The sequence below is a fragment of the Corallococcus sp. AS-1-12 genome (assembly GCF_020036995.1).
GTDB lineage: Bacteria > Myxococcota > Myxococcia > Myxococcales > Myxococcaceae > Corallococcus.
The window spans coordinates 414,619-440,376 of sequence record NZ_JAIQDD010000001.1; the positions used below are offsets into that span (position 1 = coordinate 414,619).

Genomic DNA, 25,758 nt, shown 5'->3' on the forward strand with positions numbered 1-25,758 from the left:
CAGCGTGGATTGAAGGGGCACAGCCGGGAACAGAACGGCATGGCGTCCCAAGCGAAACCAGGGCGGCAGGTGGGTCACCGCGCGTCCTGCGTGAGGTTTCCTGCCGACCTGGCGAAGGGGACGCTCCCCTTGGCGAACCCAAGGGGAGTGGTGGCCGCGTCGGACCGGTGGCATAGGCTGCGCCCCCAACAAGGAGCGGGCCATGTCGTACATGCTGGTGGTGATGCAGACGGGGGGCGGGAAGCCCCAGACGGCGGAGGAGAAGCGCGTCGCGGCGGACCGGATGGAGCGCATGCGGAGCTTCGGGGCTTCGCTCCAGGCGCGCGGCATCCTCCAGGCGGCGGACTCCCTGCGCTCGGACGCGGAGGGCGTCCGGGTGGAGCGGCGCGACGGGAAGCTCAGCTTCAGCGACGGGCCCTTCACCGAGTCCAAGGAGATCATCGGCGGCTTCTTCCTCATCGACGTGAAGACGCGCGAGGAGGCGCTGGAGCTGGCCACGCAGTGCCCCGCGGCGGAGTGGTCCACCGTCGAGGTCCGCCAGAGCGGCCCCTGCTACGAGCCGTGAGCAGGGCCGCGCGCGCCATGGCCTACGGCGCCGTGGCGCGGTCGCGGCACAACTGCAGGTAGCGCCGGATGAGCTGGAGCCGCGCCCGGTCGAAGGCCTCGCCGTCGTCGGGGACCGCCCAGGCGTGCGGGATGAGCTTCCGGGCCACGGCGCGCGCATACGCCGGGTCTCCCGCGTCACTCACCAGCTTCAGCCATTCGTAGTCCTGCATGCCCTGCCGGATGAGCTTCATGCGCATGGAGGGCAGGGGGATCTCGGTGGTGCCGCCGATGATGGAGGGCAGCCCCGGATAGAAGAGCGTGCCGTCACCGTTGCCATTGAAGCGGAACTGCGTCGTCCACGCGGTGTAGAGCAGGCCCACCGTCTGGTAGTACAGCTCGCCGCTGGCGCCGTTGATGAAGTCCAGCCACTGCATGCCGCGCGCCTTCGCCGCCGAGCGGTCCACCATGTACGAGGGCCAGCCCTGGCCGGGCTTGTTCTCCGGCGGGGGCGGCTCCGAGGCGGAACAGCCGTGGCTCGCGCAGCTCTGGTACAGCCACAGCTCCCGGTGGGGCAGGTCGAGGAAGTCATCGTACTTCGGGCGCTGGTCCCCCACGTAGGGAGGCTGGGTTCCGTCGATGAAGTTGACCAGCACGGTGAGGATGTCGATCTCCTCCAGCAGCCCGTGGGCCTCCACCTCGGTGACGGTGCTGGTCAGCAGCGTGCGCAGCTTCGGGGCCGCCGTGCGGGTGAGCTCGGCCCGGGCCGCCACGGCCTCCCAGGTGGTGCCGTAGGGCGGCTCATCCCCCACGTAGTCGAAGGAGCGTGACAGCCAGCCGCGCGCCTCCGCCTCCGTCTGGAACTCGGTCAGGGCCGCGCCGTTGGCCGGCCCCAGGTACTGCAACGCCGTCATGCGCGCCCCGGGCAGGCGGTTGGGGGCGGTGCCGTCGAGGAACGGCCCCCAGCGCTCATTGAACGTCTCGTAGTCCGGCAGGTCCCACGTGGGCAGGTTCACCTCGCGGGGGAAGGCGCTCGCCAGCGTGAGGCGGTGCTCCAGCGCCATCCGGTGGAAGAGCTTCAGCAGGCGCACCTGGGTGTCCACGGGGCACACCGGATCTCCGGTGAAGGCACGGCACACGTGGGGCGGCCAGAGCAGGAAGGCGCTGCGCAGCGAGGACGTGCTCGGCAGGCGGGCATCCACCACCTGGAGGCGCACCTCCACTCGCGACGTGAAGCCGTCACCCTTCACGGAGACGGCGCCGCGGTAGTTGCCGGGGCGCGCGTGGGGCGGCACGTGCACGTCCACCCAGATGGCGCGGGATTCGCCCGCGGGCACGTCGAAGGGGAAGGCCAGACGCTTCTCGCCGACGACCTCGTCCACGTCCGGCACCAGGCCATCCGGCCACCGCCCGGGGGTGGTCCCCGGAGGCGTGGGTGTCGTGATGTCCAGGAGCGCTTCCCGGTAGAGCAGCAGGTCCCCGCCCTGGATGCGCGACCGGGGCCCGAGGAGCTCCGGCAGGACGGCGCTCACGCCCCGCAGGCCCGAGCGGCCTCCGTGAAGCACCACCTGGAACGACACGAACTCGTTGCGCGCGGCGGTCAGCGACACGGAGCGCTGGACGCGGGGAGGCGTCTCCGGGCGCACCTTCACCATCGCGCTTTCGCCCCAGACGGCCGGACGCGACGGATGCGCCCAGGCAACCTGGCTCCCCAGCAACAACACACAGGCGAGTCCCAGCTTGAGGAGTTGCATGGCATCCCAGGCTGGGATTTGAGAGGGATTGCGGCAAGCCGTCCCCCGGTACCAGCGCCCGTAGGGCATCCGACACCGGCGGGCATCCGGTCTGCCCTCCGGTACGACTCGGGCCATGGTGGCGGCGCCGGGGGGGGCCGTGGGTTGCATCCGGCCGCTGGCGTGCGCTGCGTCCTGGGGAGGAGGACGCGCGCGGGGACACCTCGCCAACGGGACGTGCGACTGGACGCACGGCCGCGACGTCCGGGGAGGCACCATGTCGCTCGCAAGGTTCTGCCGCAAGCCGGTGGCCATCATCCAGCCCACGCAGAGCGTGTCCGAGGCCGCGGAGGCACTGCGCGACCAGCACGTGGGCGCGCTCGTCGTGGTGCAGCAGGACCTGCGTCCGGTGGGCATGCTGACGGACCGGGACATCGTGACCCGGGTGCTGGCCGCACGGAAGGACCCGGCCGCCACCCCCGTCTCGGATGCCATGTCGTCCCGGCCCGTCGTCGTCCGTCAGGAGGACTCCATCGACAGGACCCTCTTCGCCTTCCGGCAGCACCGCGTGCGCCGCCTGCCCATCGTGGACGAGCAGGGACACGTGGCGGGGCTCGTCTCGCTCGATGACCTCTGGGTGCTGCTGTCCGCGGAGCTGGACCAGACCGCCGCCGCCGTTCGCGACAACCAGGGGCCCTGAGCCCGGTCATCCCGGGACCGTGCCACGGCGCCGCTTGGAGGTGCTCCGCGCCAGCGCCAGCAGCTCCACCACCTCCTCGTCGGGCACCTGGAGGAAGTCGCGGTACCACTGGCCGATCGCGGACATCGACAGGGTGGAGCACTCGCACACCACGTCATCCACCAGCGGCTTCAGCTCGTTGAGCGTCAGGGTGTCCGCCACGGGGACGGCGAGGACCAGCCGCCCCGGCCTCCTCGCGCGCAGCGCCTGGAGGGCCGCCCGGACGGTGGCTCCGGTCGCGATGCCGTCATCGACGAGGATGATGCGCCTTCCCTCCACCCGCGACGGCCTGGCCTCCTGGCGGAAGCACCTCACGCGTGCGTCCACCTCGGCGGTCTTCTGGCGGATGGCTCCACGGAGGTCGTCCTCCTTGAGGGCCAGCTCGTCCATCAGCTTCCGGTTGAGGAAGATGACGCCTCCCTCCGCCACCGCCCCCAGGCCCAGCTCCGGGTACTCCGGTGCGCAGAGCTTTTTCACCACGCAGACATCCAAGGGGGCGCCCAGCGCCGCCGCCACCTCGTAGGCGACAGGGACGCCGCCCCGGGGCAGCCCCACGACGAGGGTGTCCTCGCCCGTGTAGCCGCGCTCGAGCAGCCTCCGCGCCAACCGCCGGCCCGCATCCACACGGTCCTCGAAGTACAGGGGCTGCTCCCCCGAGCAGGAAACAGGCATGGCGTGCTCTCCCGAAAGTGACCGTGGCATCCGGAACAAAGTGGGGCCCGCTGCCGGCCGTGGCAGGTCACGAGGTGCCATCCCCCCTCCGGCCCGCTGGCGACCGCGCGCCGAGGCGCTTGCGCAGCAGATGGAAGGCCCACAGGCCCACGAGGATGCCGGCCGCGCCCAGGCCCAGCAGCACGGAGGTGCGGCGCTCCAGGACGCTGGCGCCCAGGTAGACCGTGCCCACCGCGTAGGGGAGCTCCGCCAGGGCGAGCACGGCCAGGTAGCGGCGCAGGCCATAGCGCGCGAGCCCGAGCACGTAGCCCGGGATCTCGGAGGGGACGGCGAGCTGGAAGAGGAGCACCACCCCGAAGGGCGTGCGCCGGGAGATGCGCTCCTCGTAACGGGCGAGCAGGCTGGCGGAGGTGAGCCTGCGGATGACGGGCCTGCCCCATGCGCGGGCGATGCCGTACGCGCACGCGCCGCCCAGCATCCAGCCCACCCAGAGCAAGAGCGCGCTGATCGCCTTTCCCCAGGCCTGGATCGCCACCGGCAGCAGCAGCGCGCTGGAGAAGAAGGCGAGCATCGCCGACAGGGCGGAGAGGATGACGAAGAGCACCGCGCCCCACACCGGATGCGTGGAGATGATCGGCGCGACCGCGTCGACGACCTGGCGCAGGCGGGACTGGAACGCCTCCGAGGACGCGAGCAGCGCCAGTCCGACGAGCAGCAGCCCCAGCAGGAGCGCCCGGCCCCACATGGCGGGGAGCCCATGACGCTCGCCCTGGGGTTGGGAGGAGGGGTTCATGGCCTTCAGGCGCGCAGCGCGTCCAGGATGGACAGACGCGCGGCGCGCAGCGCGGGCAGCAGCCCGCCCAACAGCCCCATCGCCGTGCCGAACAGCAGCGCGCCCAGCAGGATGGCGGGGGTGGGGGAGAAGCCGAAGCTCACCGCCGCGAACGTCTGGAAGTTGAGCGTGCGGATGTGGATCCACCGCGTGGCCAACGCGCCCAGCGCGCCCAGCACGCCTCCGGCCGCGCCCAGCATGGCGGACTCCACCACCACGCTGGCCAGCACGCTGCGCCGCCGGAAGCCCACCGCGCGCAGCATCCCCAGCTCCGCGACGCGCGTCGCCACCTGCGCGTACATGGTGATCATCGCCCCCAGCACCGCGCCCACGCTGAAGACGAAGGACACGAAGAGGCCCAGCACCCGGATGAAGGCCGCCAGCCCGCTGGCCTGATCCGCCCAGTACTTCGGCTCCGGCTTGGCCTCCAGCGTGAAGCGAGGGTTGGCGTCCACCCGCTTCACGAAGGCGTCCACCTCCGCGGGCGAGCGCAGCCGCACCACCGCGGAGCTGAAGTCGTCGCGGCCGAACGCCGTGCCCAGGCGCATGGCGTCCGCCCACACCTCGGACTCGAAGGCGCCGCCCCGGGCGGCGATGACGCCCACCACCGGCCAGCGCTGCCGGGCGAACCGCAGCTCCCCTCCCAGCGTGGCCTCCGGTGACGTCCCGACGAGCGAGCGGCCCAGCACCACCTCGTTGGTGCCCGGCCGGGGCCTGCGCCCGGCGACGAGCTGGACCTCCGGCCGCGCCTCGAAGCTCTCCGCGCTGATGCCTCGCGCGGACGTGTTCATCGCCTTCGTGCTGCCGCTGGGCAGCGTCAGCAGCACCACCCGCTCTCCGGCCACCAGCGGCTGGCCGTCCGCCCCGGACGCCACCTGGGGCTCCGTGGCGAGGATGCGCACCGCGTCCCGCTCCATGCCGCTGACCAGCTCGCTGGTGGCCCCTTTTCGCAGCACCACGACGTTGGACGCGTCCCCTCCGGAGGCCAGCGCGGACTCGATGCCGTTGGCCAGCATCAGCACCGCGGAGAAGACGAAGACGACGAGCCCCAGCCCCACCACCGTGAGGCCGGTGGACAGCCGGCGCGCCCACAGGCTGCGGGCGTTGTAGAAGAGCGGCACCATCGCTCAGGCCACCTTCCGCAGGCCTTCCGCCACAGGAAGCCGCACCGCGCGCAGCGCCGGCCCCACGCCCGCCAGCAGGGCCACCGCCACCGCCGCGAGCGCGGAGACCCAGAGCGTGTGCCAGCGCGTGAGGTGGTCCGGCATGGGGCCGAACCGCGAGGCGATGAGCTTCGCGAAGAGGCTCACCAGCACCGGCGCGGCCGTCACGCCCAGCGCCGCCGAGCACAGGCCGATGAAGGAGGACTCGGCCAAGACGAGCGCCACCACGGTGCGCGGGCGGAAGCCCAGGGCTCGCAGGGTGGCGATGTCCCGGGTGCGCTCGCGCACGCCCATGGCCAGCGTGTTGCCGATGACGAGCAGGATGATGAGCAGGATGACGGAGGACACCACCCGCACGGCGGTGACGATGGCGGAGGACATGGCCACGAAGCCCAACTGGAAGGCCTTCTCGCTCTCCGTCTTCGTCGGGTAGGGGCTGTTGTCGAACAGGTGGTCGATGGCCGCCGCCACCTCGGCCGAGCGCGACGGGTCGTCCACGCGCACCGCGTAGATGCCGACCTTGTCCTTCATGGCCTCGGTCAGCCGGTCGCTCTCGTTGAGGCAGCGGTAGCCGAACACCAGCGCGGTGGTGTCCACGCCGGGCCGCGCGCCTCGGTAGATGCCGTGCACGTTGAACGTCCAGTCGCCGGGGTAGAGCTGCCCCTTGAGCGTCACCCGGTCCCCCGCCTTCCACCCGAAGCGCCGGGCCAGTTGCTCCCCCACGAGCGCGCCGCATGGGTCACCGCGGAAGGCGGCGAGCTGCGCGGGCGGGACGATGAACTCCGGGAAGACGTCCAGGAAGGTGCGGGCGTCGATGGCGAAGTTGGCGAAGAAGTCCTTCTGCGTGTCGCCCAGCGTGCCGCCGAACCACTCCTGGTGCGTGACGGAGGTGACGCCCGGCAGCGCGGCGATGCGCGCGTAGTAGGACAGCGGCAGCGGCTGGGTGAAGGACACCTTGTTGCGGACGATGAGCCGGTCCACCTGCGCGGCCCGCGCGTTGTAATAGAACATGTCGACGACGGTGCTCAGGAAGATGAAGGCCGTCACGCCCACCGCGCCCGCGAGGACGGTGAGCGTCAGCCGCAGCGGGTTTCGCATCAGGTCGCGGCCCGCGAGTCCCACGTAGTTCACTGGAGCACCCCCTTGTCCAGGTGGTGCACGCGGCCCGCGCGCTCGGCGGCGTGCGGGTCGTGCGTCACCATGACGAGCGTCTTGTGCAGGTCCCGGTGGAGCACGCCGAAGAGATCCAGCACGGCCTCCGCCGCCTTGCGGTCCAGGTCCCCCGTGGGCTCGTCCGCGATGATGAGGTCCGGGTCGGAGACGATGGCGCGGGCGATGGCCACGCGCTGCTGCTCGCCGCCGGACATCTGCGGCGGGCGGTGGCCCACGCGGTGGCCCAGCCCCACCAGCTCCAGCGCCGCGGCCACGTGCTGGCGCCGCTCCCCGCGCGTCAGCGGCGTGAGCAACAGGGGCAGCTCCACGTTCTCCGCCGCGGTGAGCACGGGGATGAGGTTGTAGAGCTGGAACACGAAGCCCACGTGGGCGGCGCGCCAGTCGCTGAGCTCCCGGTCGTCCATCTCCGCCAGGTCCCGGCCGGCCACCTCGACGACGCCCGTGGTGGGCCGGTCCAACCCGGAGACGAGGTTGAGCAGCGTGGACTTGCCGGAGCCGGACGGACCCATGAAGGCCTCGAAGGCGCCGGTGCCGATGGTCAGGTCCACCCCGGCCAGCACGGGCACCTCCACCGTGCCGCGCCGGTACGTCTTGGACACGCCCTGGAGGCGCACCATGGGGGCCGTCGCGGATGGCGCATCCAGGCTCATCCGCCCCCCGCCTGCACCTTCACGCGCCGGCCGTCGCGGAGGCGCTTCGGATCCGGGGCCACGACCACCTGCGTGCCCGCGCCCGGCCCCTGCGTCAGGGAAACCTCGTCCCCCACGCGCTCGCCCACGCGCACCGGCTGGCGCGTGGTCCGCCCGTCCTTCACCACCCACACGGCGGCGCCCTTCGCGTCGCGCACCACCGCGCTGGCGGGCACGCGCGGCGGCTGTCCTTTCGCGGCCAGCTCCCCGGGGGGCAGCGGCTGGCGGAGGAAGGACACCTTGGCGCCCATGTCCGGCAGCGCGCCCTGGGGGACGGACTGGAAGCGCACCAGCACGGTGGCGGTGGCCTTGGAGCGGTCGATGGCGGGGCGCACCGTGGTCGCCGTCCCCGGGAAGGCGCGCTCCGGCATGGCGTCCAGGAAGATGAGCGCGGGCTGGCCGATGCGGATGCGTGAGAGCTGCTCCTCGCTGACCTCGGCCTCGACCTCCAGGGCGTTGAGGTCCACCAGCTCCACGATGCCGCCCAGGTTGGTGCCGGTGAGGGCGGCCGGCGCGAGCACCGCGCCCTCGTTCGCGAGCTTCTTCGACACGGTGCCGTCGAACGGCGCGCGCACCACGGTGTGCGTGAGCTGGAGGCGGGCCGCCTCGCTCGCACGGCGGGCGACGGCGAGCTGCGACCGGGCCTGGTTGAGGGCCTCCTCCGTGGCGCGGCCCGCGGTCTCCACGTCCAGGAGCTGGGCGCGGGGGATGACGCCCTGACTGGCGAGGTTGCGCGTGCGCTGCGTGGTGCGCTCCGCGTTGAGGGTCTGGGCCTCGGAGGCGGCGAGCTGGGCCTCGGAGGCCCGCACCGCCGCCTCGGCGCGGTCCAGCACCACGCGGGCGTCCCGGTCATCCAGCCGGGCAATCACCTGGCCCTTGCGCACGGCCTCGCCTTCCTCCACGGCGACCTGCACGAGCTGGCCCGCGACGAGCGGCGCGATGACCGAGCGGCGCCGCGAGTCGACGTAGCCGGAGGCGGACAGCTCCGTCTGCTGCTCGCCGGGGAGCGGCTCGCGCACCTCGGCCACGCGCACGGTGGGCGCGCGGCGCGCCACCAGGGCCGCCACCAGGACGAGCACCCCCACCAGGAGCCCGGCGGGGATGAGCCAGCGCAGCCTGCGCCGCCGCTTCACGGGAGCGGCGGAGCGGTCGATGCGCAGGGCGCTCAACGCGGTCTGGGACTGTGCGTCGGCCATGGCACCTCCCGGCCCGGACTCCGGGACCTCGTGGATGAGGGTAGGGAGGCGGAGGGCGGGGTGCCACGAGCGAGGCGCCGCTCGCCGCCGCGCCCCGGCTACTCCACGTGCTCCACCTGGACGGCCGTGACCTTGTAGTCGGGCGTATGGGTATACGGGTCCTGATGCGGTCCGATGACGGCGTTGATGAAGGTCTCCGCGGTGTGGAAGGTGGTGAAGAGCTCGCCGGGCCGCAGTCCTTCCGCGCGGCGCATGGGCAGCACCGCCTCGCCATGGCGGCTGCGCACCCGCACGCGCGCGCCCTCCTGGAGCCCCAGCCGCTCCGCGTCCGCCGGGGCCATGTCCAGCCAGTCCCCGGGTTGGAGCCGCGCGTGGGGCGTGCGTGACGTCATGGTGCCCGCGTTGAACCCATACAGCCGCCGGCCCGTCATCAACACGAAGGGGAAGTCGTCCGAGCGCGCCTCCGGCGACGGCGTGTAGCCGATACGGCGCAGCGCCGCCCGTGGGCCCAGGGAAAAGCCACGGGTGTGCAGCACCCGGGTGCCCGGGTGCGTTTCGTCAGGGCAGGGCCACTGGAGACCGCCGCGCTCCAGCCGCGCATATGACAGACCCGCGCCCACGGGCCACACGCGCCGTACCTCGTTCCAGATTTCTTCCGGAGAGGTGAACGCGAAGCCCTCGGGGTGTCCCAGCGCGCGCGCCGCACGGCAGAGGATCTCCCAGTCCGGCAGGGACTCTCCCATGGGGGGCAGCGACGCGCGCACCCGCTGCACGCGCCGCTCGCCGTTCATGAACGTGCCGTCCTTCTCGAACGACGTGCACGCGGGCAGGAAGACGTGGCCCAGGGCCTTCGCCGTCTCGTTGAGGAACAGGTCCTGCACCACCAGCAGCTCCAGCCGCTCCAGCGCCTCGCGCGTGGTGTTCGCCCCCGGGTTGGTGAGCAGCACGTCGTAGCCGAAGGCCCACAGCGCCTTGAGCCGCCCGCCGCGCGCCGCCTCCATCATCCGCATCAGATCCATCCCCGGCGTGGAGGGCAGGGGCGCGCCCCAGGCGTCCTCGAAGCGGGCGCGGTGCTCCTCCAAGGGGACGTAGCCGGTGAGCTGCCCCGGCTCGCAGCCCATGTGCGCGGAGCCCTGCACGTTGTTCTGTCCGCGCAGCGGGTTGACGCCCATGCCCGGCCCGCCGAGGTTGCCCGTGAGGAGCGCCAGGTTCACCAGCGCCATGACCGTCTCCGTGCCCTGCACGTGCTCCGTCATGCCCAGCCCGTGCACCATCATGGACGGGCCGTGCGTGGCGTAGAGGCGCGCGGCCTTCCGGAGGTCCTCCGCGTCCACCTCGCACAGCCGCGCGGCGCGCTCGGGCGTCCAGTCGCGGATGAAGGCCTGGAAGTCCTCCACGGCGTCCACGCGCTCGCGCAGGAAGTCCGGGGCGCACAGGCCCTCGGTCACGATGACCTGGGCCAGCGCGTTGAGCAGCGGCACGTCCGTGCCGGGCCGGGGCCGCAGGTGCACGTCCGCGTAGCGCGCCAGCTCCGTGCGCCGCGAGTCGATGACGATGAGCTTCGCGCCCCGGAGCGCCGCCTGCTTGATGCGGGCGCCGACGACGGGGTGGCACTCCGTGGTGTTGCTGCCCGCCACCAGCAGGGTGCGCGCGTGCTCCACGTCCTCGAAGGAGTTGGTGGCGGCGCCCGTGCCCAGCATCCGCTTCAGCCCGGCGGCGCTGGGCGCGTGGCACACGCGGGCGCAGCAGTCCACGTTGTTCGTCCCCAGCACCACGCGGGCCAGCTTCTGCGCCAGGTAGTTCTCCTCGTTGGTGGCCCGCGCGGAGCCCAGCATGCCCACCGAGTCCGGGCCGTGCGCGTCCCGCAGGCGGCGCAGGCGCTCCGCGATGAAGCCCAGCGCCTCGTCCCACGAGGCCCGCCGCCAGCCGCCCGCCTCGCGCAGGAGCGGCACGGTGACGCGGTCCGGCGCCGTCACGAAGTCGAAGGCATAGCGCCCCTTGGAGCACAGGTGGCCCCGGTTGGACGGGCCCTCGCGGGAGGGGCGCACGGTGACGATGCGGCCGTCCCGCGTGCCCACGTCCATCTCGCAGCCCACGCCGCAGTAGGAGCAGATGGTCCGCGTCCATGCTTCCGGCCAGCCCCGGTCCAGCAGGGTGCGGTCCTCCAGCGCGCCGGTGGGGCAACTGTCCACGCACGCCCCGCAGGACACGCACGAGCTCTGCCTCAGGTCCGGCCCGTCCGGGAGGATGTGCGTCGCGGCGCCGCGGTTCCACACCCGCCAGACGAACTGGCCCTGCACGTCGTCGCAGATGCGCACGCAGCGGTAACAGTGGATGCACTGGGACATGTCCACGTGGAGATACGGGTGCGAGTCGTCCAGCGACTCCGGCCGGGGTGCGCCGCGCACCTCGTCCTCCAGGCCGTACTCGCGCAGCGCGCGGTGGAAGGGCTTGTCCGGATGGCGCTCCACCGCTTCGGCCGGGTACTGGGCGGCCAGCAGCCGCAGCAGCACCCGGCGCTGCGCCTCCACCTGGGGGCTGCGCGTGCGCACCTCCATGCCCTCCACGAGCGGAGTGGTGCAGGCGGCCACCGGATGATCGCAACCCCGCACCTCCACGATGCACGTGCGGCACGCGCCCACCGGCGTCAGGCGTGCGTCGGCGCACAGCGCGGGGAGGGAGATGCCCAGGGACTCCAGCGCCTCCAGCACGGTGCCGGGCGCGCACTCGTGAGGCTGACCGTCGATGGTCACCCGAAGCATGCCTCCACCTCCTCCCGGTAGTAGCGCAGCACGCTCCGGGCGAACTCCCCCAGGCCGATGCCGTGTCCACACAGGCTGGTGAGGCGCAGCGCCTCGGCGACCTCCTCCCAGTCCGCGGCGCCGGCACGGGGGGCGGCGCCGGTCTCCAGCACGCGCGCGAAGAGCTGCTCGACGTGCCGGGCCCCCATGCGGCACGGCGTGCACCTTCCGCACGACTCGTACGCGCCGAAGGAGAAGACGTGGTGCACCAGCGCGGCGATGGACGTGTGCGTGTCGAAGGCCACCACGCCGCCGTGCCCCACGGAGGCGCCCACGGCCCGGAGCTCCTCGAAGCCCAGCGGGGTGTCCAGCAGCCGTGGCGGGAGGATGCCCGCCAGCGGCCCTCCAATGAGCACGCCCTTCAGCGGTCCGGTGCGCAGCCCGCCTCCCAGCTCCTCCACCACGGTGCGCACCGGCGTGCCCAGCTCCACTTCGTAGAGCCCCGGGCGTTGGAAGAGCGAGTTGAGCGACAGCACCTTCGTGCCCCGGCTGCCTGGGATTCCCAGCGCCGCGTAGGCCTCGCCGCCATGGCGTGCGATCCACGGGAGGTTGGCGAGCGTCTCCACGTTCTGCACCAGCGTGGGCTGGCCGAACAGGCCCGCCTGGGCGGGGTAGGGGGGCCGCGCGCGCACGAAGGGCCGGCGTCCCTCCAGGGCGTTGAGCAGCGCCGTCTCCTCGCCGCACAGGTAGCTGCCGCGCCCCACCTCGATGGAGATCTCGCAGGAGAACGCGCTGCCCAGGATGCGTGGCCCCAGCACGCCCTCGCGGTGGGCCTCGTGCAGGGCCACGTGCAGCGCGCACGCCGCCAGCGGGTACTCCTTTCGCACGTAGATGACGCCCCGGCGAGCGCCCACCGCGTACGCCGCCAGGAGCAGGCCCTCCAGCACGGCGTGGGGATCGTCCTCCATCAGGAAGCGGTCGATATAGGCCCCGGCGTCGCCCTCGTCCGCGTTGGCCACGACGGTCTTCTGTTCGCCTGGCGCGGCGGCCACCGCGCGCAGCTTGCGTCCGGTGGGGAAGCCCGCGCCTCCCCGGCCGCGCAACCCGGACTGCTCCACCTGCGCGATGAGCGCCTCGGGGGGCGAGGACAGCGCCTGCTCCAGCGCCGCGTAGGCGCCCTGGCGGGTGGCCTCCGGCAGGTCGCGCGCTCCGCCTTGGGCGACGCGCCCCAGCGTGATGGCTTGCGGTGCCCGGACGTGCACCTCGGGGCGGGCGTCCTCTCCCGTCACGGACGGTGCCCGGTAGCACTGGCCCAGGCAGTAGACGCGGGTGTCACCCGAGGTGGCCTGCCGCCAGCGCACGGCATCCAGGTGGCGCGCGACGAAGCAGGCGGTGCCATGGCAGGCATGCGTCCCCAGGGGGCCGGGTCCGAGGTGATAGAAGGATTCGAGTTCGGGTGTGTGCCGCCCTGGCTTCATGCGCCGCCTCCTCCCGCAACGGTGTGCACGTCGCGGGGCTCGGACTTCGCGCCCGCGCTGCTTCCTCGGCGTGACATCCCTCACCACTCCAGGGTGATTCGCACGGTGCGGCCCCAGGGCCATCCTCCGGGGCCATGGCAACGACACCGGACAGCGCCCCGGGCGCGCGCACGCCGTACCTGCCCACCCCCCTTCCGGAGGCCCGGGCCTTCGAGTGGGCGCAGTTGCTGACCTCCACCCGCGAGGGACTCGGGAAGCTCTTCTCCTGGCTGGAGGCCGCTTGCGAGAACAGCGCGCGAGTCGCGGGCCACGAGAACGAGCACCTGTCCACCAGCCTCCTCATCTCCGGTGACCGTGGCTCCGGGAAGACGACCCTCCTGCTCAGCGCCGTGCAGGCCCTGACGGACTCAAAGCACTTCGTCGGTGACTCGGGGCACGAAGTCGAGCTGGCGCGGATGCTCGAACGGCTGGAGCGGCGCATCCACTGGCTGGAGCCGCTCGACCTGGAGCCCGTTTCGCCCAATGCCAACCTGCTGGCCACGCTGCTGGTCCGCGTGCGGGCCGCGCTGGACGAGCAGCGGCACGTGAAGGGCGCGCAGGGTGAGTCCGCGCGATGGTCCTCCTCCATCCTGGAGGAGGGCGCGGAGGAGACGTGGGGGAAGCTGGATCACCTCATCCGTGACGCGTCGTTCATGTGGGAGGACATCCCGGCCACCACCGATGCCCGCGTGCGCGCGGAGCAGCAGATCCGCGCGTCGGAGATCTACGCCAACTTCCAGACGCGCTTCGCCGAGGCCATGGAGGACGTGGCCCGCACGCTGGCCATGCCGCGCTTCGGTCCGTCCGGGGGGGACCAGGTGCTGCTGGTGCTGCCCATCGACAACGTCGACCGCAGCATCGAGCACCTCTACAACATCGTGAAGCTCACGCGCATGGTGGCCAGCCGCCACCTCTGGTTCGTGCTGGCCGCGGGCCACCAGGAGTTCCAGCGCTTCATGGAGCGCTCCTTCCAGAAGGAGTTCATCGTCTCCGGACAGGCCGGCATCGGCGTGAGCGATCAGGAGGAGACGCTCGCCATCGCCCGGCGGCAGGCCGCCACCACGCTGCGCCGGGCGCTGCCCCCCAGCTACCGCATCTCGCTGAGGCCGGTGGAGCCCTACGAGGCCTGGCACTTCACCGTGGAGGGAGGGAAGAGCGAATCCCTGGGCCAGCTCCTGGGACGCATCGACTTACCGGGAAGAGCGCGGAGCGGGGAACCGCTGCTGAAATCCCTCGCCGCCCTCTTCGACCTGAAGCATCAACTCCAGGCCGACGTGGCGCGGGCCTACCGGGACGCCGTCGCCGCCGATGACGGTCAGCAGGCGCACGAATCCAGCGCGCTCAAGGACGAGCCGATCCTCACCCACGCCGGCAGGAACGCCCTCAGGCTGCCCGCGCGGACCCTGCAGGACCTCTGGCATGCGGTCCGGCGTGAGGTCCATGGACCTGGCTCATCGACCCCTGGCTTCAGCGCTCAGGAGCAGGGCGGGGCCGCGGTCCGGATCGCCAAGGACATGCTCCGCAACGCCATCGACGAGAGCGACCTGCCGGCCTGGGCGAGCGAGCAATTGCTCCACCGCATTCTCCGGCATGACGACCAGGGACGCGTCTTCCTGGACCTGACCGGCAAGCCCGTCCGTCGCGTCAAGCGCACCAGCCTCCATGGCGTCCTGCGGGGGATCCCCGGCGACCTGGACGGAGACGGACCGCAATCGCACGACCGGCTGCTGAGCACGGAGATCCACCTGCGCCGCTTCCACGACGTGGTGCTGGTGTTGAAGGAGCTGACGGGAGCCGGCCGCGAAGCGCCGATGCCCGCGAACGTCGCGGGCTGGTTCATGATCCTGCATGACGTGCTGATGCTGTTCGAGCAGCCCCGCGTGCTGAGCGCGAACGTGACGCCCTTCGAGATGAGCCCGGAGATGGTCGTGACCGTGCACGAGCTCTGGGTGGAGCACACGAACGGGACGCCGTTCGTCCAGGTGGACTCCTGGTGGACGCCTCCTTCGTGGAGCACCTTCATCGAGTTCGCCATCCTCACCGCCCAGTGGCGCGCGTTCCTCGGTCAGCTCCCCCTGGAGTTCCTCAATGACTCCCAGGACGCCAACCTGCGCGCCCGCCTCATCCAGGCGGCGTGGGTGGAGAACATCTGCTCCGTGGCGGGCGATCCGTTGGGCCACTGGCATTGGAAGGGGGACCCCGGCGTCATGTCCGTGCTGAAGCCCGAGCTGAGTCAGGCCAGGGTCACGGATTACGAAACGCGGGTGCGCCAACAGGTGGAGCAACTCGTCTCCCACTGCGCCAAGGGCAGCGCCGTGTATGGCCGGGAGTGGACGGCGCGGGTCTGGCTGCGCAACACGCTCCCGCTCCAGGTCCTGCCGGAGTTCGCGCTCGCCTCCGATGCGCGGGACCTGCTGCCGTCGCCGGCTGGAGCCCCGGGTGCTGGCTCCGGGTGGGATGCCCTGCTGAAGGACTGGCGTGCCCAGGGGATCCGGTTGGCGGCGCTCCGGCGCCAGCGGGTGCGCGAAGCGGTGCACTTCTCCAATACGGCCGAGTCGCTCCGGAGCGCGCTCGGCGCGGACGGCGGGCCTGCTTCGGCCAGGTATCAGGAGTGGCTCGACACCGTGGTGAACGCCTGGTTCGCCGTGGTGGACCACATGGGGGATCCGCTGGCGGAGGTGGTGCCGGGGCTGGACGCCTCCCGCATCCAACTGCACTCGTGAACCAGGACGGCTCGCGCCCACCCGCCGGCAGTCTGGCCCCCCGCCGCGTCCCGGAGGCGTACGTGCGCGCGGAGGTCGCCAGCTTTCCGCTGACGAGCATCGAGGCCTTCCGCTCGGCGGTGACGGAGCTGGAGCCGTCTCCGGACGCGAGCGATGACGGCTCCACCTGGGCGCTCTGGCGCGAGTGCGAGAAGCGCCTGTCGGAGCACGCGAGCGGCTGGTCGCTGGATCGGATCATCGCCGTGCGCGACGCGTTCTGGTTCCCGTCGCGAGGACACGCCCGCCACCGGCAGTCCCCACGCCAGGGCGTGTCCATGTTCCACTACCTGCGCAACCTGGCGGACACCCACCTGGAGCGGCGGCCCGGCGTCACGGTCATCTTCCAGGGCACGGGCGCGGAGGCGGTGGAGGCGCTGACGCACTACCGCTGGCTGACCTTCGCGATGCCGGAGGACCTGCTGCTGGCGGCCGTGCCGGTGGAGCCGCCTCCCACGCGCGTGGACATCGAGCCGCCCCTGCTGGTGCGGCACCTGCTGGATCGCGGCGTGGCGGAGGTCCACCACCACGTCGGCGCGGGCATGGACTTCCCGCTGCTGTGGGCCTCGCTGCTGTCCGCGGTGGGGGATCCGGAGCTGGATGCGAAGTCGCTGAAGGGGCCCGGGGTCCCCTTCGAGGACGGGGAGCGGATGCTGTGCTGGCTGCTGGCGGCCGCGGTGACCCGCTGTGTCCTCGCGGAGCTCCTGCTGCGCCGCGAGACGCCCCTGCTCCTGGACTTCGTGCGCGGCCTCTCCGAGTCCCGGGCCTGGCTGCCGCAGCGCAGGCGCGTGCTCGCGCGGACGTTGGAGGCGCTCTCCAGGGGCCGCGCGGAGGTGCTCCCCGACCTGTATGAGCTGCGCGGCCTCTATGAGGATCTGCATCCGCTGGCGGCCCACAACGTGACCGAGCCCCCGGCCACGCTCGACGAGGTGTGGCGGCGGTGTGATCCGATCGCGCTCCGGCTGCGGCTGGACACGCCCAATGGAGGCGAGCGCTGGCTGGTGCGCTCGGGCCTGAAGCACCTGGCGGCCCTGGAGCACACGGGCCTCCAGGACGTGCACTTCGAGCGCCTCTTCTGGCAGGTCCAGCGCGTGCGGTGCCTCAGCTACCGCGCCTACGTGCAGCGGCCGCTGACCGCGGGGCTCCAATGGTTCATCCGCTTCTATGGCCGTCCGCGCGCCATGAAGGGGCCCCTGAGCGCCGTGCGCGCGGAGGTGTCGTACGCGGTGGCGGGCGGGGATCAACCCATCGCCGCGCTGGAGGTGCGCACGAGCCCCTCGGACGACCCCATCCGCATCGCGGAGGAGCTGACCTCCCTCACCCGGTCATGGCGGGGCGTGCTGACCCGGACGGGGGAGCGCGTCGCGGATGGGCGGTCGCCGGAGTTCGGCGTGGTGATGCACCTCATCAAGGACCGGGACCCGAGCCACCACTGGGCGCAGGGACAGCCGCCCGCCCACGGCATGGGGACGTACGCGGAGCCGGTGCCCGAGCGGCGCGTGCAGTTGGGCGGGCGCTATTCGGACTACTTCGCCGCGCAGTCCGTGCAGGTGGAGGCCCTGGTGGACCTGCTGCGGGCGGTGCCGCTGTCGCTCTGGCTGGTGCGGGGACTGGACGTGGCGTCGGACGAGCTGAGCGTGCCCACGTGGGTGCTGGCGCCGCTGTACCGCTACATCCGGTGGGGCGCCGCGCGCGCCGCGGCGAAGCGGGAGTCACGGGGCGCGCCACCGCTCAAGCTGACATCGCACGTGGGCGAGGACTACCGGCACCTCATGGAGGGCCTGCGCCGCATCTACGAGAGCGTGCACTACCTCCTGGACCGCACGGGAGGGCGGCTGGGCCACGCCACCGCGCTGGGCGTGGAGCCCGGGGCGTGGGCCGAGTCCGTGGGCGCGGTGATGATGCCGGCCGAGGACCGGCTGTGGGACCTGGTCTTCGAGTGGCGGCTGTACAGCGACTACCGGCTGCCCCTGGCGCTGTCCGCGGAGGCCCCACCCGGACGGCCGCAGCGGGTGGAGAACCTCCTGCGCGAGCTGTCCGAGGCCGTCTTCGGCAGGTGCGTGGCGCCGCACGTGCTGGCCGAGGCGCACCACGTGCTGCACAACCTGTGGTGCCCGCCGCTGGCGCGCGACGAGGGAGGCGTGGGCCTGGACGCCTTCAGCCGGGCCTTCCGCCGCCTCAACTGGAGCCGGGTGCTCAACGCCGCCCACGTGCGGCGCGTCCTCATGGCCTACCGGGAGGACGAGCGCGTGTTCCAGCGCGGGCAGCAGTTGGTGGACATCCCGCTGGACGCATCGGAGATCGCCACGCTCCGGTCGGTGCAGGCCGCGATGCGCCGGCACGTGGGCGCGCGGGGGACCGTGGTGGAGGTGAACCCGTCCAGCAACCTGCTCATCGGCAACCTGCTGGACCTTCGCAACCACCCCATCCTCCGCCTCAATCCCCCGTGCGCCGAGGAGGGCGCGCCGCCGCCCGTCCCCATCGCGCTGGGCGCGGACGACCCGGTCACGTTCTCCACCTTCCTGCTGCGCGAGTACTCCCTGCTGCACGAGGCGGCGCGCAGCGCGGGCTACTCCGAGCGGCAGGTGCACGAGTGGCTGTCCAACATCCGCCAGACGAGCATGGACGCGCGCTTCACCGTGCCGTGGAGGCCTGGCGCGCTGCACATGGCGGACGAGCTGCTGGAAGCCCTGGCCCACTTCACCCGGAGGGCCGTGCGCCGGGATGAGGCCCACGCGCCCGCGTGAGCGTCACTGCGCCTCCGGGAGCGGCTCGGAGGGAGGCACCGGGGGACCGGGCGGAGGCAGCACCTTCTCCGACTGGCCCAGGAGCTTGCTCAGCACCTTGTCCATGACGGAGCCCAGGAGCCTGTCCGCGGACCAGCCCGCGACCACCGCCAGCGCGACCATGGTGAAGAAGGCCGCCTGGTTGTCGTTCACGACGATGTGGAGGATGGCGGAGCCGGTGTCCGCGCTGCTGGAAGCGTCCCGTGTTTCCACGGACAGCAGCAGGCGGGACCGCTCCAGGAAGAGGAGCATCAGCGCCGCGAACGCGCCGATGACGGGCTTCACCATCAGGTGGTAGGCGAAGTAGCGGCTCGTCGCCCCCGTGGCGACGACGAAGCGCTCCTTGGACAGCATGTTGGAGGCGATGGCCCCGGAGGCCCCCGCGAGGCCGATGAGCAGCAGGCCCTTTCGCACCAGGGTATGGGGCCAGTCCTCGACGAAATTCTGGGACAGCAGGAAGGCGGAGACGATGAAGACCCCCAGCAGCATCAGCGTGCTGAAGACCTGCAGGGAGACGTTGATGGAGAGCTGCCAGAACGTCTTGTCCACCTGCTGGTTGACGGTGTCGAGCGCGCCGCGCAGCACGTGGCGGCAGTAGCCAAGCTCCTCCCCGCCGAGGGGCGGGGAGGTGGAGGCGCAGCAGCCGTCCGTGTCCAGCCGGGCGAGCCTGCGCACACAATGGGGCAGGGGCCCGTTCCTCCTGTCCGTGCCGAGCCAGAGCGCGGCTCGCGCGTCCGTCACCCGGCGCTCGAACTGCTGCTGGATCTCCAGTGCTCGCGGCACCAGCATGGCCTGGGGCATCACGAGCAGCAGCAGCCCGTCCACCTCGTGGAGGACCTCCCAGAAGGTGAAGGACCAGCGCCGCGTCGGCTTGTCCAGACAGCGCCGGGCGACTTCCAGCTTTTGATCGCATTGGGCCAGGATGGCTTCGCTACCGGCAATGCGCTCCGAGCCCTTCCGGCACAGCTCGATGAGCGAGGCGTTGCTCTCCAACCTGGCCCATAGCAACTGGGTGGCCGAGCCAAACCGACCCTGACGCCGCAGGAGTCCCGCGCGCTTCAGCAGCTCCGGGAGCGGAGGGTCGGGGAACGTGTCGGTGGCCGCCATGAAGCACTCATGGCCACGGCGCGAGCTGGTGACAACCCACTGCGTTGCGCGGCGCGTCAATGCCATGCGTCACCGTGCTTAGACCGCTAGAGTTGATTAGCTGGAACAGGTGCTGATACGCCCGGTGAACCTCCACCCGGAAAGGTGCACTGCATGTCGCGTCGCTCCCGAATTGTCTCAAGATTTCTGTCTTCACCGCTGCTCGCGGCCACGTCGCTCGCGCTGGCCTGCGGGCCCGTCACCGACGAGCCGCCCGCTCCCCCGGAGGCGCCCGCGCAGGCGGCCCAGCCGCTGGCGGTGAGCGGCTTCGCGGAGATGCACCACCACATGTTCGCGGAGGAGGCCTTCGGCGGCGGGTGGTTCCACGGGAGCCACACCGGCACGCTGGCGAGCTGTGACGGCGGCATGCCGGAGAGCGACCACGCGCGCGTCCGCATGGACCTGCGGGACATGCTCAACCTGTGTCCCAACGCCGGCAGCGTGAACCTGAGCGGCATCCCCATCCTGTCGGACGTCTTCGGCGTGGGCGGCGCGGTGGCGTCGGAGGTCATCGGCCAGGTGGAGGGCACCGAGGGCGACACCGGCCTGCACCTGGGCCGCATGGAGACGCCCACCCAGTGGCCGCGCTGGGACACCATCGCGCATCAGCAGGCGTGGGAGGGCTGGCTCAACAAGGCCCGCCAGGGCGGCATGTCCCTGGTCATGGTGTCGCTGGTCAGCAACGAGTTCCTCTGCAAGGCGCTGCCGTACCAGAACCTCAAGCGGCCCTGTGACGAGATGATGGACGTGGACGTCCAGCTCCAGATGGCCCGCGACTTCGACGCGCGCACGGACTGGGCGGAGATCGCCCTGTCGCCCGCGCACGCCCGGCAGATCATCTCGCAGGGCAAGCTCGCCATGGTGCTCTCCATCGAGTCCAGCAAGCTCTTCGGCACCAAGGACTGGCGCGCGGAGCTCAACCGCGTCTATTCGCTGGGCGTGCGCTCGTTGCAGCCGGTGCACCAGTTGGACAACCGCTTTGGCGGCGCGGCCCCGCACAACGCCATCTTCCAGGTGGCCCAGTTCCTGGAGAACTGTCACATCGACACGGACTGCGGCCTCACCGGCAACGGCTTCACGCTGGGCTTCGACGTGGACGCCAACTGCAAGAACACCAAGGGCCTGACCGCGGACGGCCAGGCGCTGGTCCAGGAGATGATGAACAAGGGGATGCTCATCGACATGGCCCACATGTCCGAGAAGAGCGTCCAGGACGCCTTCGCCCTGTCCCAGGCCCGGACGTACTACCCGCTGTTCATCTCCCACGGCCACTTCCGCGAGGTGATGAACCCGGACCTGGCCGCCAACGAGAAGACGACGCCGTCGTGGGTGGTCCGCTACGTGCGCCAGACGGGCGGCATGTTCGGCCTGCGCACCGCGCACGACGAGACGCGCAACTACAACCGCACGCCGGTGGCCAACAACTGCCAGGGCTCCACGCGCTCGCTCGCGCAGGCGTACGAGTTCGGCCGCCAGGGCCTCAAGGTCAACATGGGCTTCGGCGCGGACCTGAACGGCTTCATCCAGCAGACGCGCCCGCGCTTCGGTGACTTCGGCGCGTGCTCCGCGGGCTTCCGCGCGGAGGCGGACGCGCAGGAGGAGCAGCAGCGCGTCTCCGGCCCGCCGCCGCTGGGCACCGACTTCGACGTGTACGGCCTGGCCCACGTGGGCCTCCTGCCGGACGTGGTGAAGGACCTGAAGCAGTTGGGCGTCAACACCACGGGCCTGGAGGGCTCCGCGGAGACCTTCATCCGGATGTGGGAGCGCGCCAACGGCACCCGCACCGGCATGGCGGACGCGGCGAACGACATCGACACCGGCGGCGTCGACCCCTACGTCGCCAAGGCTACCCGCGAGGCGGCGTACCCGAAGCTCTGCGGCAAGGCCTACGCCCCCAGCACCAAGCTGGTGTCGGAGACGTGCCGCTTCGACCAGGAGTGCAAGTCCAACCAGTGCAGCGCGTTGGACGCCTGCGGTGACATCCCGGGCGTCTGCACCTGCTCCACGGACTCGCACTGCGCCTCGAACCAGTTCTGCGGCTGGGGCACCAACGACGGCAAGTGCGTGAACAAGCGCCCCAAGGGTTCGCTGTGCTCCTCCGGCCGCGAGTGCCAGTCAGGCAAGTGCTCCTGGCTGATGTGCACCTGAGCCACCCGTGATGAACCGGCCCCCGGGGTCCTTGGATCCCGGGGGCCGGATGCTTCGCCTGGCTCAAGCCAGCTCGCGCAGCACCTCGCCCGCGGCGGCGATGGTGTGATCGATCTGCTCCACGGTGTGCACGGCGCTGATGAAGTTCAGGTCGCGGCGCAGGAGGACGCCCCGGCGGGCCATGCCGGCCTGGAAGGGGATCATCTTCTCGACGTGCTCGGGGACGACCTTGTCGAAGCGGAAGAAGGGCACGGCGTCGTAGCCGATGACCTCCAGGGTGGAGCCCGCCTCGCGCGCGTGGGCGTTGATGCCGTCGCGCAGGCGCCTGCCCAGGCTGGCGATCTGCTCGATGTAGGGCGTGCGGCGGTACTCGTTGATGACGGCCTCGCACACGGCCAGGGAGAGCATCTCGCCGCCGAAGGTGGTGGACACGTGGAGCTCGCCCAGGCGGCTGAGGAACTTCTCCGGGCCGGCGATGGCGGACAGGGGCATGCCCGCGGCGATGCCCTTGGACAGCGTGACGAAGTCCGCCTGGAGGTCGAAGTACTGCTGCGCGCCGCCCAGGGCGAGGCGGAAGCCGGTGACGACCTCGTCCAGGACGAACAGCACGCCGTGCCTCGCGCAGGCCTGCTTCACCTGGAGGAGGAACTCGCGGGTGACGGTGCGGTTGTAGGGGATGGCCAGGAGCACGCAGGCCAGGTGTTCGCCATGCTGCTCCAGGTGCTGGAGGAGCGCGGGCTCGTCCTGGGGCGTGAAGAGGGGCAGGCGCGTGGTGAGCCTCGCCACCGTCTGGGGCACGCCCGGGGTGTCGTGCATGAAGTGGTCGTGCCAGCCGTTGTAGCCCACGGTGACGATGTGCTCGCGGCCGGTGAGGTGGCGCGACAGGCGCACGGCGGCGGAGGTGGCGTCCGCGCCCGTCTTGAAGAAGCGGGCCATCCGCGCGCCGGGGATCACCTCCACCAGCGCCTTCACCGCGGAGACCTCCACCGGCGTGGGCAGCGAGTGGAGGATGCCCTCCGCCAGGTGCCTGCGAAGCGTCTCCACGACGGCCGGGTGGTTGTGGCCCAGCATGTTGGCGCCCAGCGCCTGGATGAAGTCGATGTACTCCTGACCGTCCGCGTCCTCCACCAGGGCGCCATGGCCCCGGGTGAGGAACACGGGGAAGGCGCCGGGCGCGAAGTGGTCCGGCTTCTTCATCATCGTCTGGGTGACGCCGGGCACCCACCTGCGCGCCTCGGCGAGCAACTCGTTCGAGCGCTCCAACTTGAGCTCACCCTCGATGGGGCGGGGCAGGGACGGGTGCCGGGACGTTGTCTGGGAGGTCGCCATGTCGTGTCGCGAGGGGGAGACTGGCAATGATGGTCATCACCCTGGAACTCAGGGAGTCAATGGGAAAGCGGTTTCTGTGACACAAGCGTCTCTCCGCGGCCTCGCGCCGTGGGTCCAGCTTGACGGGTCGCGAGTGGAGCGGAAGGGTGGACGCCGAGCGCAGTCCGTCCCCTGTCCGTTCCCTCCAAGGAGTCGATGGTGAAGAAGCTCGTCAATGCGCCGCGCGCGGTGGTCCAGGAGATGTTGGAGGGGTTCGTGGCGCTGGCGCCGGGGCAGGCGCTGCTGGAGGGGGAGACGGTGGTGGTGCGCGCGGACGTGCCGGCGGCGCTGGGGGCGAGGAGGGTGGCGGTGCTGTCGGGCGGCGGCAGCGGCCACGAGCCGGCGCACGCGGGCTACGTGGGGACGGGCATGTTGCACGCGGCGGTGGCGGGGGACGTGTTCACGTCGCCCAGCTCGGACGCGGTGCTGGCGGCGATCCGCGCGGTGGCGGGGACGGCGGGGGCGCTGCTCATCGTGAAGAACTACACGGGGGACCGGCTCAACTTCGGGCTCGCGGCGGAGCTGGCGCGGGCGGAGGGGATCCCGACGGAAGTGGTGGTGGTGGCGGACGACGTGGCGCTGCGGGACACGGTGGAGCCCGAGCGGCGCCGGGGCATCGCGGGCGTGGTGCTGGTGCACAAGGTGGCGGGGGCCGCGGCGGCGGCGGGCGCGTCGCTGGCGGAGGTGGCGCGCGAGGCCACCGAAGCGGCGGCGGCGCTGGGCAGCATGGGCGTGGCGCTGGGGCCGTGCACGGTGCCGGCGGCGGGCAAGCCGGGCTTCACGTTGGGGGAGGCGGAGGTGGAGCTGGGGCTGGGCATCCACGGTGAGCAGGGCGTGCGCCGCGTGGCCTTGCAGCCCGCGGACGAGCTGGCGGACACGTTGCTGTCCACCATCGTGGAGGACCGGAAGGTGGGGCGGGGCGACCGGGTGGTGTTGATGGTGAATGGGCTGGGAGGCACGCCGCCCATGGAGCTGGCCATCGTGACGCGCAAGGCGCTGGCGTTCCTGGCGGACCGGGGCGTGGCGGTGGAGCGTGCGTGGCAGGGCACGTTCCTGTCCGCGCTGGAGATGCCGGGGTGTTCGCTGACGTTGATGAAGGTGGATGACGCGCGGCTCGCGCGGTTGGACGCGCCGACGGAGGCGCCAGCGTGGCCGGGACGGGGGCAGGTGGTGACGCGGCGTCAGGTGGTGCGCGCGCGCGCCGCGCTGCCGACGGTGGAGGGGCATCGGAAGCCGCAGCCGGTGATGGCGCAGGTGCGCGCGGCGGCGTTGGCGGTCGCGGACGCCTGGGACGCGGCGGAGGCGAGGCTGACGGAGCTGGACAGCAAGGCGGGGGACGGAGACCTGGGCCTGAGCCTGGCGCGCGGCGCGGCGGCGATCCGCGCGTTGCCGGAGGGGGCGTGGGCCACGCCGTCCGGGGCGTTGACGGAGCTGGGGCAGGCGCTGCGCCGGAACATCGGCGGCAGCTCCGGGCCGTTCTACGCGACCGCGCTGCTGCGGGCGGCGCGCTTCCTGGCGAACAAGCCGGCGGACGCGGCGGCCTGGGCGAAGGCGTTCGAAGCGGCGGCGGAGGCGGTGTCGGAGCTGGGCGGGGCGAAGCCGGGAGACCGGACGATGGTGGACGCGCTGCACCCGGCGGCGGCGGCGCTCATGCGCGCGGTCCGGGAGGGGAGGACGCTGGGGGAGGCGTGGGCGGAGGCGACGCGCGCGGCGGAGCAGGGCGCGGAGGCGACCGCGAGCATGTCACCGCGACTGGGGCGGGCCAGCTACCTGGGAGAGCGCGCGAAGGGCGTCCCGGACGCGGGGGCCGTGGCGGTCGTCATCTGGATGAAGGCGCTGGGTGAACGCGCGGGGTGACGCGGCGCCAGCGTGCTACCCGGGAAGCCGAACGGGCGACCCACGGCGCGCGGGGCGCCGGGCCGGGAGCACGTCGATGAGGGATTGGGCTTCGGGCCAATCGTCGCCGACAGGGGCACCAACGCCGCGAGCGGCGCCTTCGCGCTCAGCCGCTTCCAGGGCACCTCCTCCGGGACGGCGAGCACCCCCGGCTCAGACGACATCGTCGGCCTCGCGCCGCACCAAGCGCTCGCGCAGGGCGTCCGCGGTCTCCCGCGTCAGGCCAGGAATCTCTCCGTCCGCGCCGCTGCCCGCGGCCGTGTAGATCTGCAGGCGCGCGAGCCCCAGTGAGCGCTCGATGGGGCCCTGGTGCACGTCCACGTGCTGGATGCGCCCCGCGGGGATGGACACCACCTCATGGAGGAGCACGCCGTGGGAGATGACCAGATCGTGCTCGCGCAGCGCCCAGCCCCAGCGCTCGTGCGCGCGTTGCGGATACCACGCCGTCAGCACGCTCAAGCCGAGCACCACCGCGCACGGCAGCAGGAACGGCCAGCGCTCGTTGCCCGCGAAGCTCAACACCAGCGCCACGGCGAACGCGACTCCACCGTAGAGGCCCATGCGCAGCAGCGCCCGGATGCGGAACAGCGTGAGCGCTCCACGAGGGAGGCGTTCCAGCGTCGGCAGTGGGGCGGTCATGGGGGCCTCCGGGGGAGG

The 25,758-nt window shown here is 72.0% G+C and carries 18 protein-coding genes; 6 read left to right on the forward strand and 12 right to left on the reverse strand.

The window, feature by feature from the left end:
- Positions 1-202 precede the first annotated feature (202 nt).
- Positions 203-565, forward strand: coding sequence for a YciI family protein (locus K8556_RS01520; RefSeq protein WP_223738240.1), 363 nt, complete (start codon positions 203-205; stop codon positions 563-565).
- A 22-nt stretch (positions 566-587) separates the two neighbouring features.
- Here K8556_RS01520 and K8556_RS01525 read toward each other — a convergent pair whose 3' ends face one another.
- A complete protein-coding gene (locus K8556_RS01525) occupies positions 588-2,297 on the reverse strand; it encodes a glycoside hydrolase domain-containing protein (protein WP_223738241.1) in 1,710 nt (569 codons plus the stop codon).
- Positions 2,298-2,553: 256 nt separating this feature from the next.
- Here K8556_RS01525 and K8556_RS01530 point away from each other — a divergent pair, with 256 nt between their 5' ends.
- Positions 2,554-2,976, forward strand: coding sequence for a CBS domain-containing protein (locus tag K8556_RS01530; RefSeq protein WP_223738242.1), 423 nt, complete (start codon positions 2,554-2,556; stop codon positions 2,974-2,976).
- A 6-nt stretch (positions 2,977-2,982) separates the two neighbouring features.
- On the opposite strand, the gene K8556_RS01535 is transcribed toward K8556_RS01530, so the two are convergent.
- From K8556_RS01535 to K8556_RS01570, 8 genes are all read right to left on the reverse strand, one after another.
- A complete protein-coding gene (locus K8556_RS01535) occupies positions 2,983-3,687 on the reverse strand; it encodes a phosphoribosyltransferase (RefSeq protein WP_223738243.1) in 705 nt (234 codons plus the stop codon).
- A gap of 67 nt (positions 3,688-3,754) precedes the next feature.
- Positions 3,755-4,480, reverse strand: a complete 726-nt coding sequence (locus K8556_RS01540) for a TVP38/TMEM64 family protein (protein WP_223738244.1) — start codon at positions 4,478-4,480, stop codon at positions 3,755-3,757.
- 5 nt (positions 4,481-4,485) lie between these two features.
- Positions 4,486-5,643, reverse strand: coding sequence for an FtsX-like permease family protein (locus tag K8556_RS01545; RefSeq protein WP_223738245.1), 1,158 nt, complete (start codon positions 5,641-5,643; stop codon positions 4,486-4,488).
- Between the two features lie 3 nt (positions 5,644-5,646).
- The gene (locus tag K8556_RS01550) at positions 5,647-6,813 is read right to left on the reverse strand and encodes an FtsX-like permease family protein (RefSeq protein WP_223738246.1); all 1,167 of its coding nucleotides are present in this window, start codon (positions 6,811-6,813) and stop codon (positions 5,647-5,649) included.
- Positions 6,810-7,505, reverse strand: a complete 696-nt coding sequence (locus K8556_RS01555; protein WP_223738247.1) for an ABC transporter ATP-binding protein — start codon at positions 7,503-7,505, stop codon at positions 6,810-6,812. Before K8556_RS01555 ends, K8556_RS01550 begins: the two co-directional genes overlap by 4 nt.
- Positions 7,502-8,740 carry an efflux RND transporter periplasmic adaptor subunit gene (locus K8556_RS01560; protein WP_223738248.1) on the reverse strand — a complete coding sequence of 413 codons (1,239 nt, stop codon included), beginning with the start codon at positions 8,738-8,740 and terminating at the stop codon, positions 7,502-7,504. Before K8556_RS01560 ends, K8556_RS01555 begins: the two co-directional genes overlap by 4 nt.
- A 98-nt stretch (positions 8,741-8,838) precedes the next feature.
- Positions 8,839-11,502, reverse strand: a complete 2,664-nt coding sequence (gene fdhF / locus K8556_RS01565) for a formate dehydrogenase subunit alpha (RefSeq protein ID WP_223738249.1) — start codon at positions 11,500-11,502, stop codon at positions 8,839-8,841.
- Complete coding sequence (locus tag K8556_RS01570) at positions 11,490-12,959, reverse strand: NADH-quinone oxidoreductase subunit F (RefSeq protein ID WP_223738250.1); 1,470 nt, start codon at positions 12,957-12,959, stop codon at positions 11,490-11,492. Before K8556_RS01570 ends, fdhF begins: the two co-directional genes overlap by 13 nt.
- A 134-nt stretch (positions 12,960-13,093) precedes the next feature.
- Here K8556_RS01570 and K8556_RS01575 point away from each other — a divergent pair, with 134 nt between their 5' ends.
- Both K8556_RS01575 and K8556_RS01580 read left to right on the forward strand, forming a co-directional pair.
- Positions 13,094-15,721, forward strand: coding sequence for a hypothetical protein (locus tag K8556_RS01575; RefSeq protein WP_223738251.1), 2,628 nt, complete (start codon positions 13,094-13,096; stop codon positions 15,719-15,721).
- Positions 15,722-15,783: 62 nt separating this feature from the next.
- Positions 15,784-18,504, forward strand: coding sequence for a hypothetical protein (locus K8556_RS01580; protein ID WP_223738252.1), 2,721 nt, complete (start codon positions 15,784-15,786; stop codon positions 18,502-18,504).
- A gap of 3 nt (positions 18,505-18,507) precedes the next feature.
- Here the strand turns inward: K8556_RS01580 and K8556_RS01585 are convergent, their stop codons facing one another.
- On the reverse strand, positions 18,508-19,650 hold the full coding sequence (locus K8556_RS01585) for a hypothetical protein (protein WP_223738253.1): 1,143 nt from the start codon (positions 19,648-19,650) through the stop codon (positions 18,508-18,510).
- A gap of 153 nt (positions 19,651-19,803) precedes the next feature.
- On the opposite strand from K8556_RS01585, the gene K8556_RS01590 reads away from it, so the two are divergent.
- On the forward strand, positions 19,804-21,837 hold the full coding sequence (locus K8556_RS01590; protein ID WP_223738254.1) for a membrane dipeptidase: 2,034 nt from the start codon (positions 19,804-19,806) through the stop codon (positions 21,835-21,837).
- A 63-nt stretch (positions 21,838-21,900) separates the two neighbouring features.
- Here the strand turns inward: K8556_RS01590 and mxcL are convergent, their stop codons facing one another.
- Positions 21,901-23,166 (reverse strand): myxochelin B biosynthesis transaminase MxcL, encoded by a 1,266-nt coding sequence (mxcL, locus tag K8556_RS01595; RefSeq protein ID WP_223738255.1) that lies wholly within the window; start codon positions 23,164-23,166, stop codon positions 21,901-21,903.
- A gap of 198 nt (positions 23,167-23,364) precedes the next feature.
- On the opposite strand from mxcL, the gene dhaL reads away from it, so the two are divergent.
- Entirely contained in the window at positions 23,365-25,062 is a 1,698-nt protein-coding gene (gene dhaL / locus K8556_RS01600) for a dihydroxyacetone kinase subunit DhaL (RefSeq protein WP_370639875.1), read from the forward strand.
- 192 nt (positions 25,063-25,254) lie between these two features.
- On the opposite strand, the gene K8556_RS01605 is transcribed toward dhaL, so the two are convergent.
- Positions 25,255-25,740, reverse strand: coding sequence for a PH domain-containing protein (locus tag K8556_RS01605; RefSeq protein ID WP_223738257.1), 486 nt, complete (start codon positions 25,738-25,740; stop codon positions 25,255-25,257).
- Positions 25,741-25,758: the final 18 nt, after the last annotated feature.

Excerpts from the sequence above, each read along its gene's own strand:
- K8556_RS01520 (WP_223738240.1), top strand. The coding sequence starts at position 203 with ATGTCGTACATGCTGGTGGTGATGCAGACGGGGGGCGGGAAGCCCCAG.
- K8556_RS01525 (WP_223738241.1), bottom strand. The coding sequence starts at position 2,297 with ATGCAACTCCTCAAGCTGGGACTCGCCTGTGTGTTGTTGCTGGGGAGC.
- K8556_RS01530 (WP_223738242.1), top strand. The coding sequence starts at position 2,554 with ATGTCGCTCGCAAGGTTCTGCCGCAAGCCGGTGGCCATCATCCAGCCC.
- K8556_RS01535 (WP_223738243.1), bottom strand. The coding sequence starts at position 3,687 with ATGCCTGTTTCCTGCTCGGGGGAGCAGCCCCTGTACTTCGAGGACCGT.
- K8556_RS01540 (WP_223738244.1), bottom strand. The coding sequence starts at position 4,480 with ATGAACCCCTCCTCCCAACCCCAGGGCGAGCGTCATGGGCTCCCCGCC.
- K8556_RS01545 (WP_223738245.1), bottom strand. The coding sequence starts at position 5,643 with ATGGTGCCGCTCTTCTACAACGCCCGCAGCCTGTGGGCGCGCCGGCTG.
- K8556_RS01555 (WP_223738247.1), bottom strand. The coding sequence starts at position 7,505 with ATGAGCCTGGATGCGCCATCCGCGACGGCCCCCATGGTGCGCCTCCAG.
- K8556_RS01560 (WP_223738248.1), bottom strand. The coding sequence starts at position 8,740 with ATGGCCGACGCACAGTCCCAGACCGCGTTGAGCGCCCTGCGCATCGAC.
- fdhF (WP_223738249.1), bottom strand. The coding sequence starts at position 11,502 with ATGCTTCGGGTGACCATCGACGGTCAGCCTCACGAGTGCGCGCCCGGC.
- K8556_RS01570 (WP_223738250.1), bottom strand. The coding sequence starts at position 12,959 with ATGAAGCCAGGGCGGCACACACCCGAACTCGAATCCTTCTATCACCTC.
- K8556_RS01575 (WP_223738251.1), top strand. The coding sequence starts at position 13,094 with ATGGCAACGACACCGGACAGCGCCCCGGGCGCGCGCACGCCGTACCTG.
- K8556_RS01585 (WP_223738253.1), bottom strand. The coding sequence starts at position 19,650 with ATGGCGGCCACCGACACGTTCCCCGACCCTCCGCTCCCGGAGCTGCTG.
- K8556_RS01590 (WP_223738254.1), top strand. The coding sequence starts at position 19,804 with ATGTCGCGTCGCTCCCGAATTGTCTCAAGATTTCTGTCTTCACCGCTG.
- mxcL (WP_223738255.1), bottom strand. The coding sequence starts at position 23,166 with ATGGCGACCTCCCAGACAACGTCCCGGCACCCGTCCCTGCCCCGCCCC.
- K8556_RS01605 (WP_223738257.1), bottom strand. The coding sequence starts at position 25,740 with ATGACCGCCCCACTGCCGACGCTGGAACGCCTCCCTCGTGGAGCGCTC.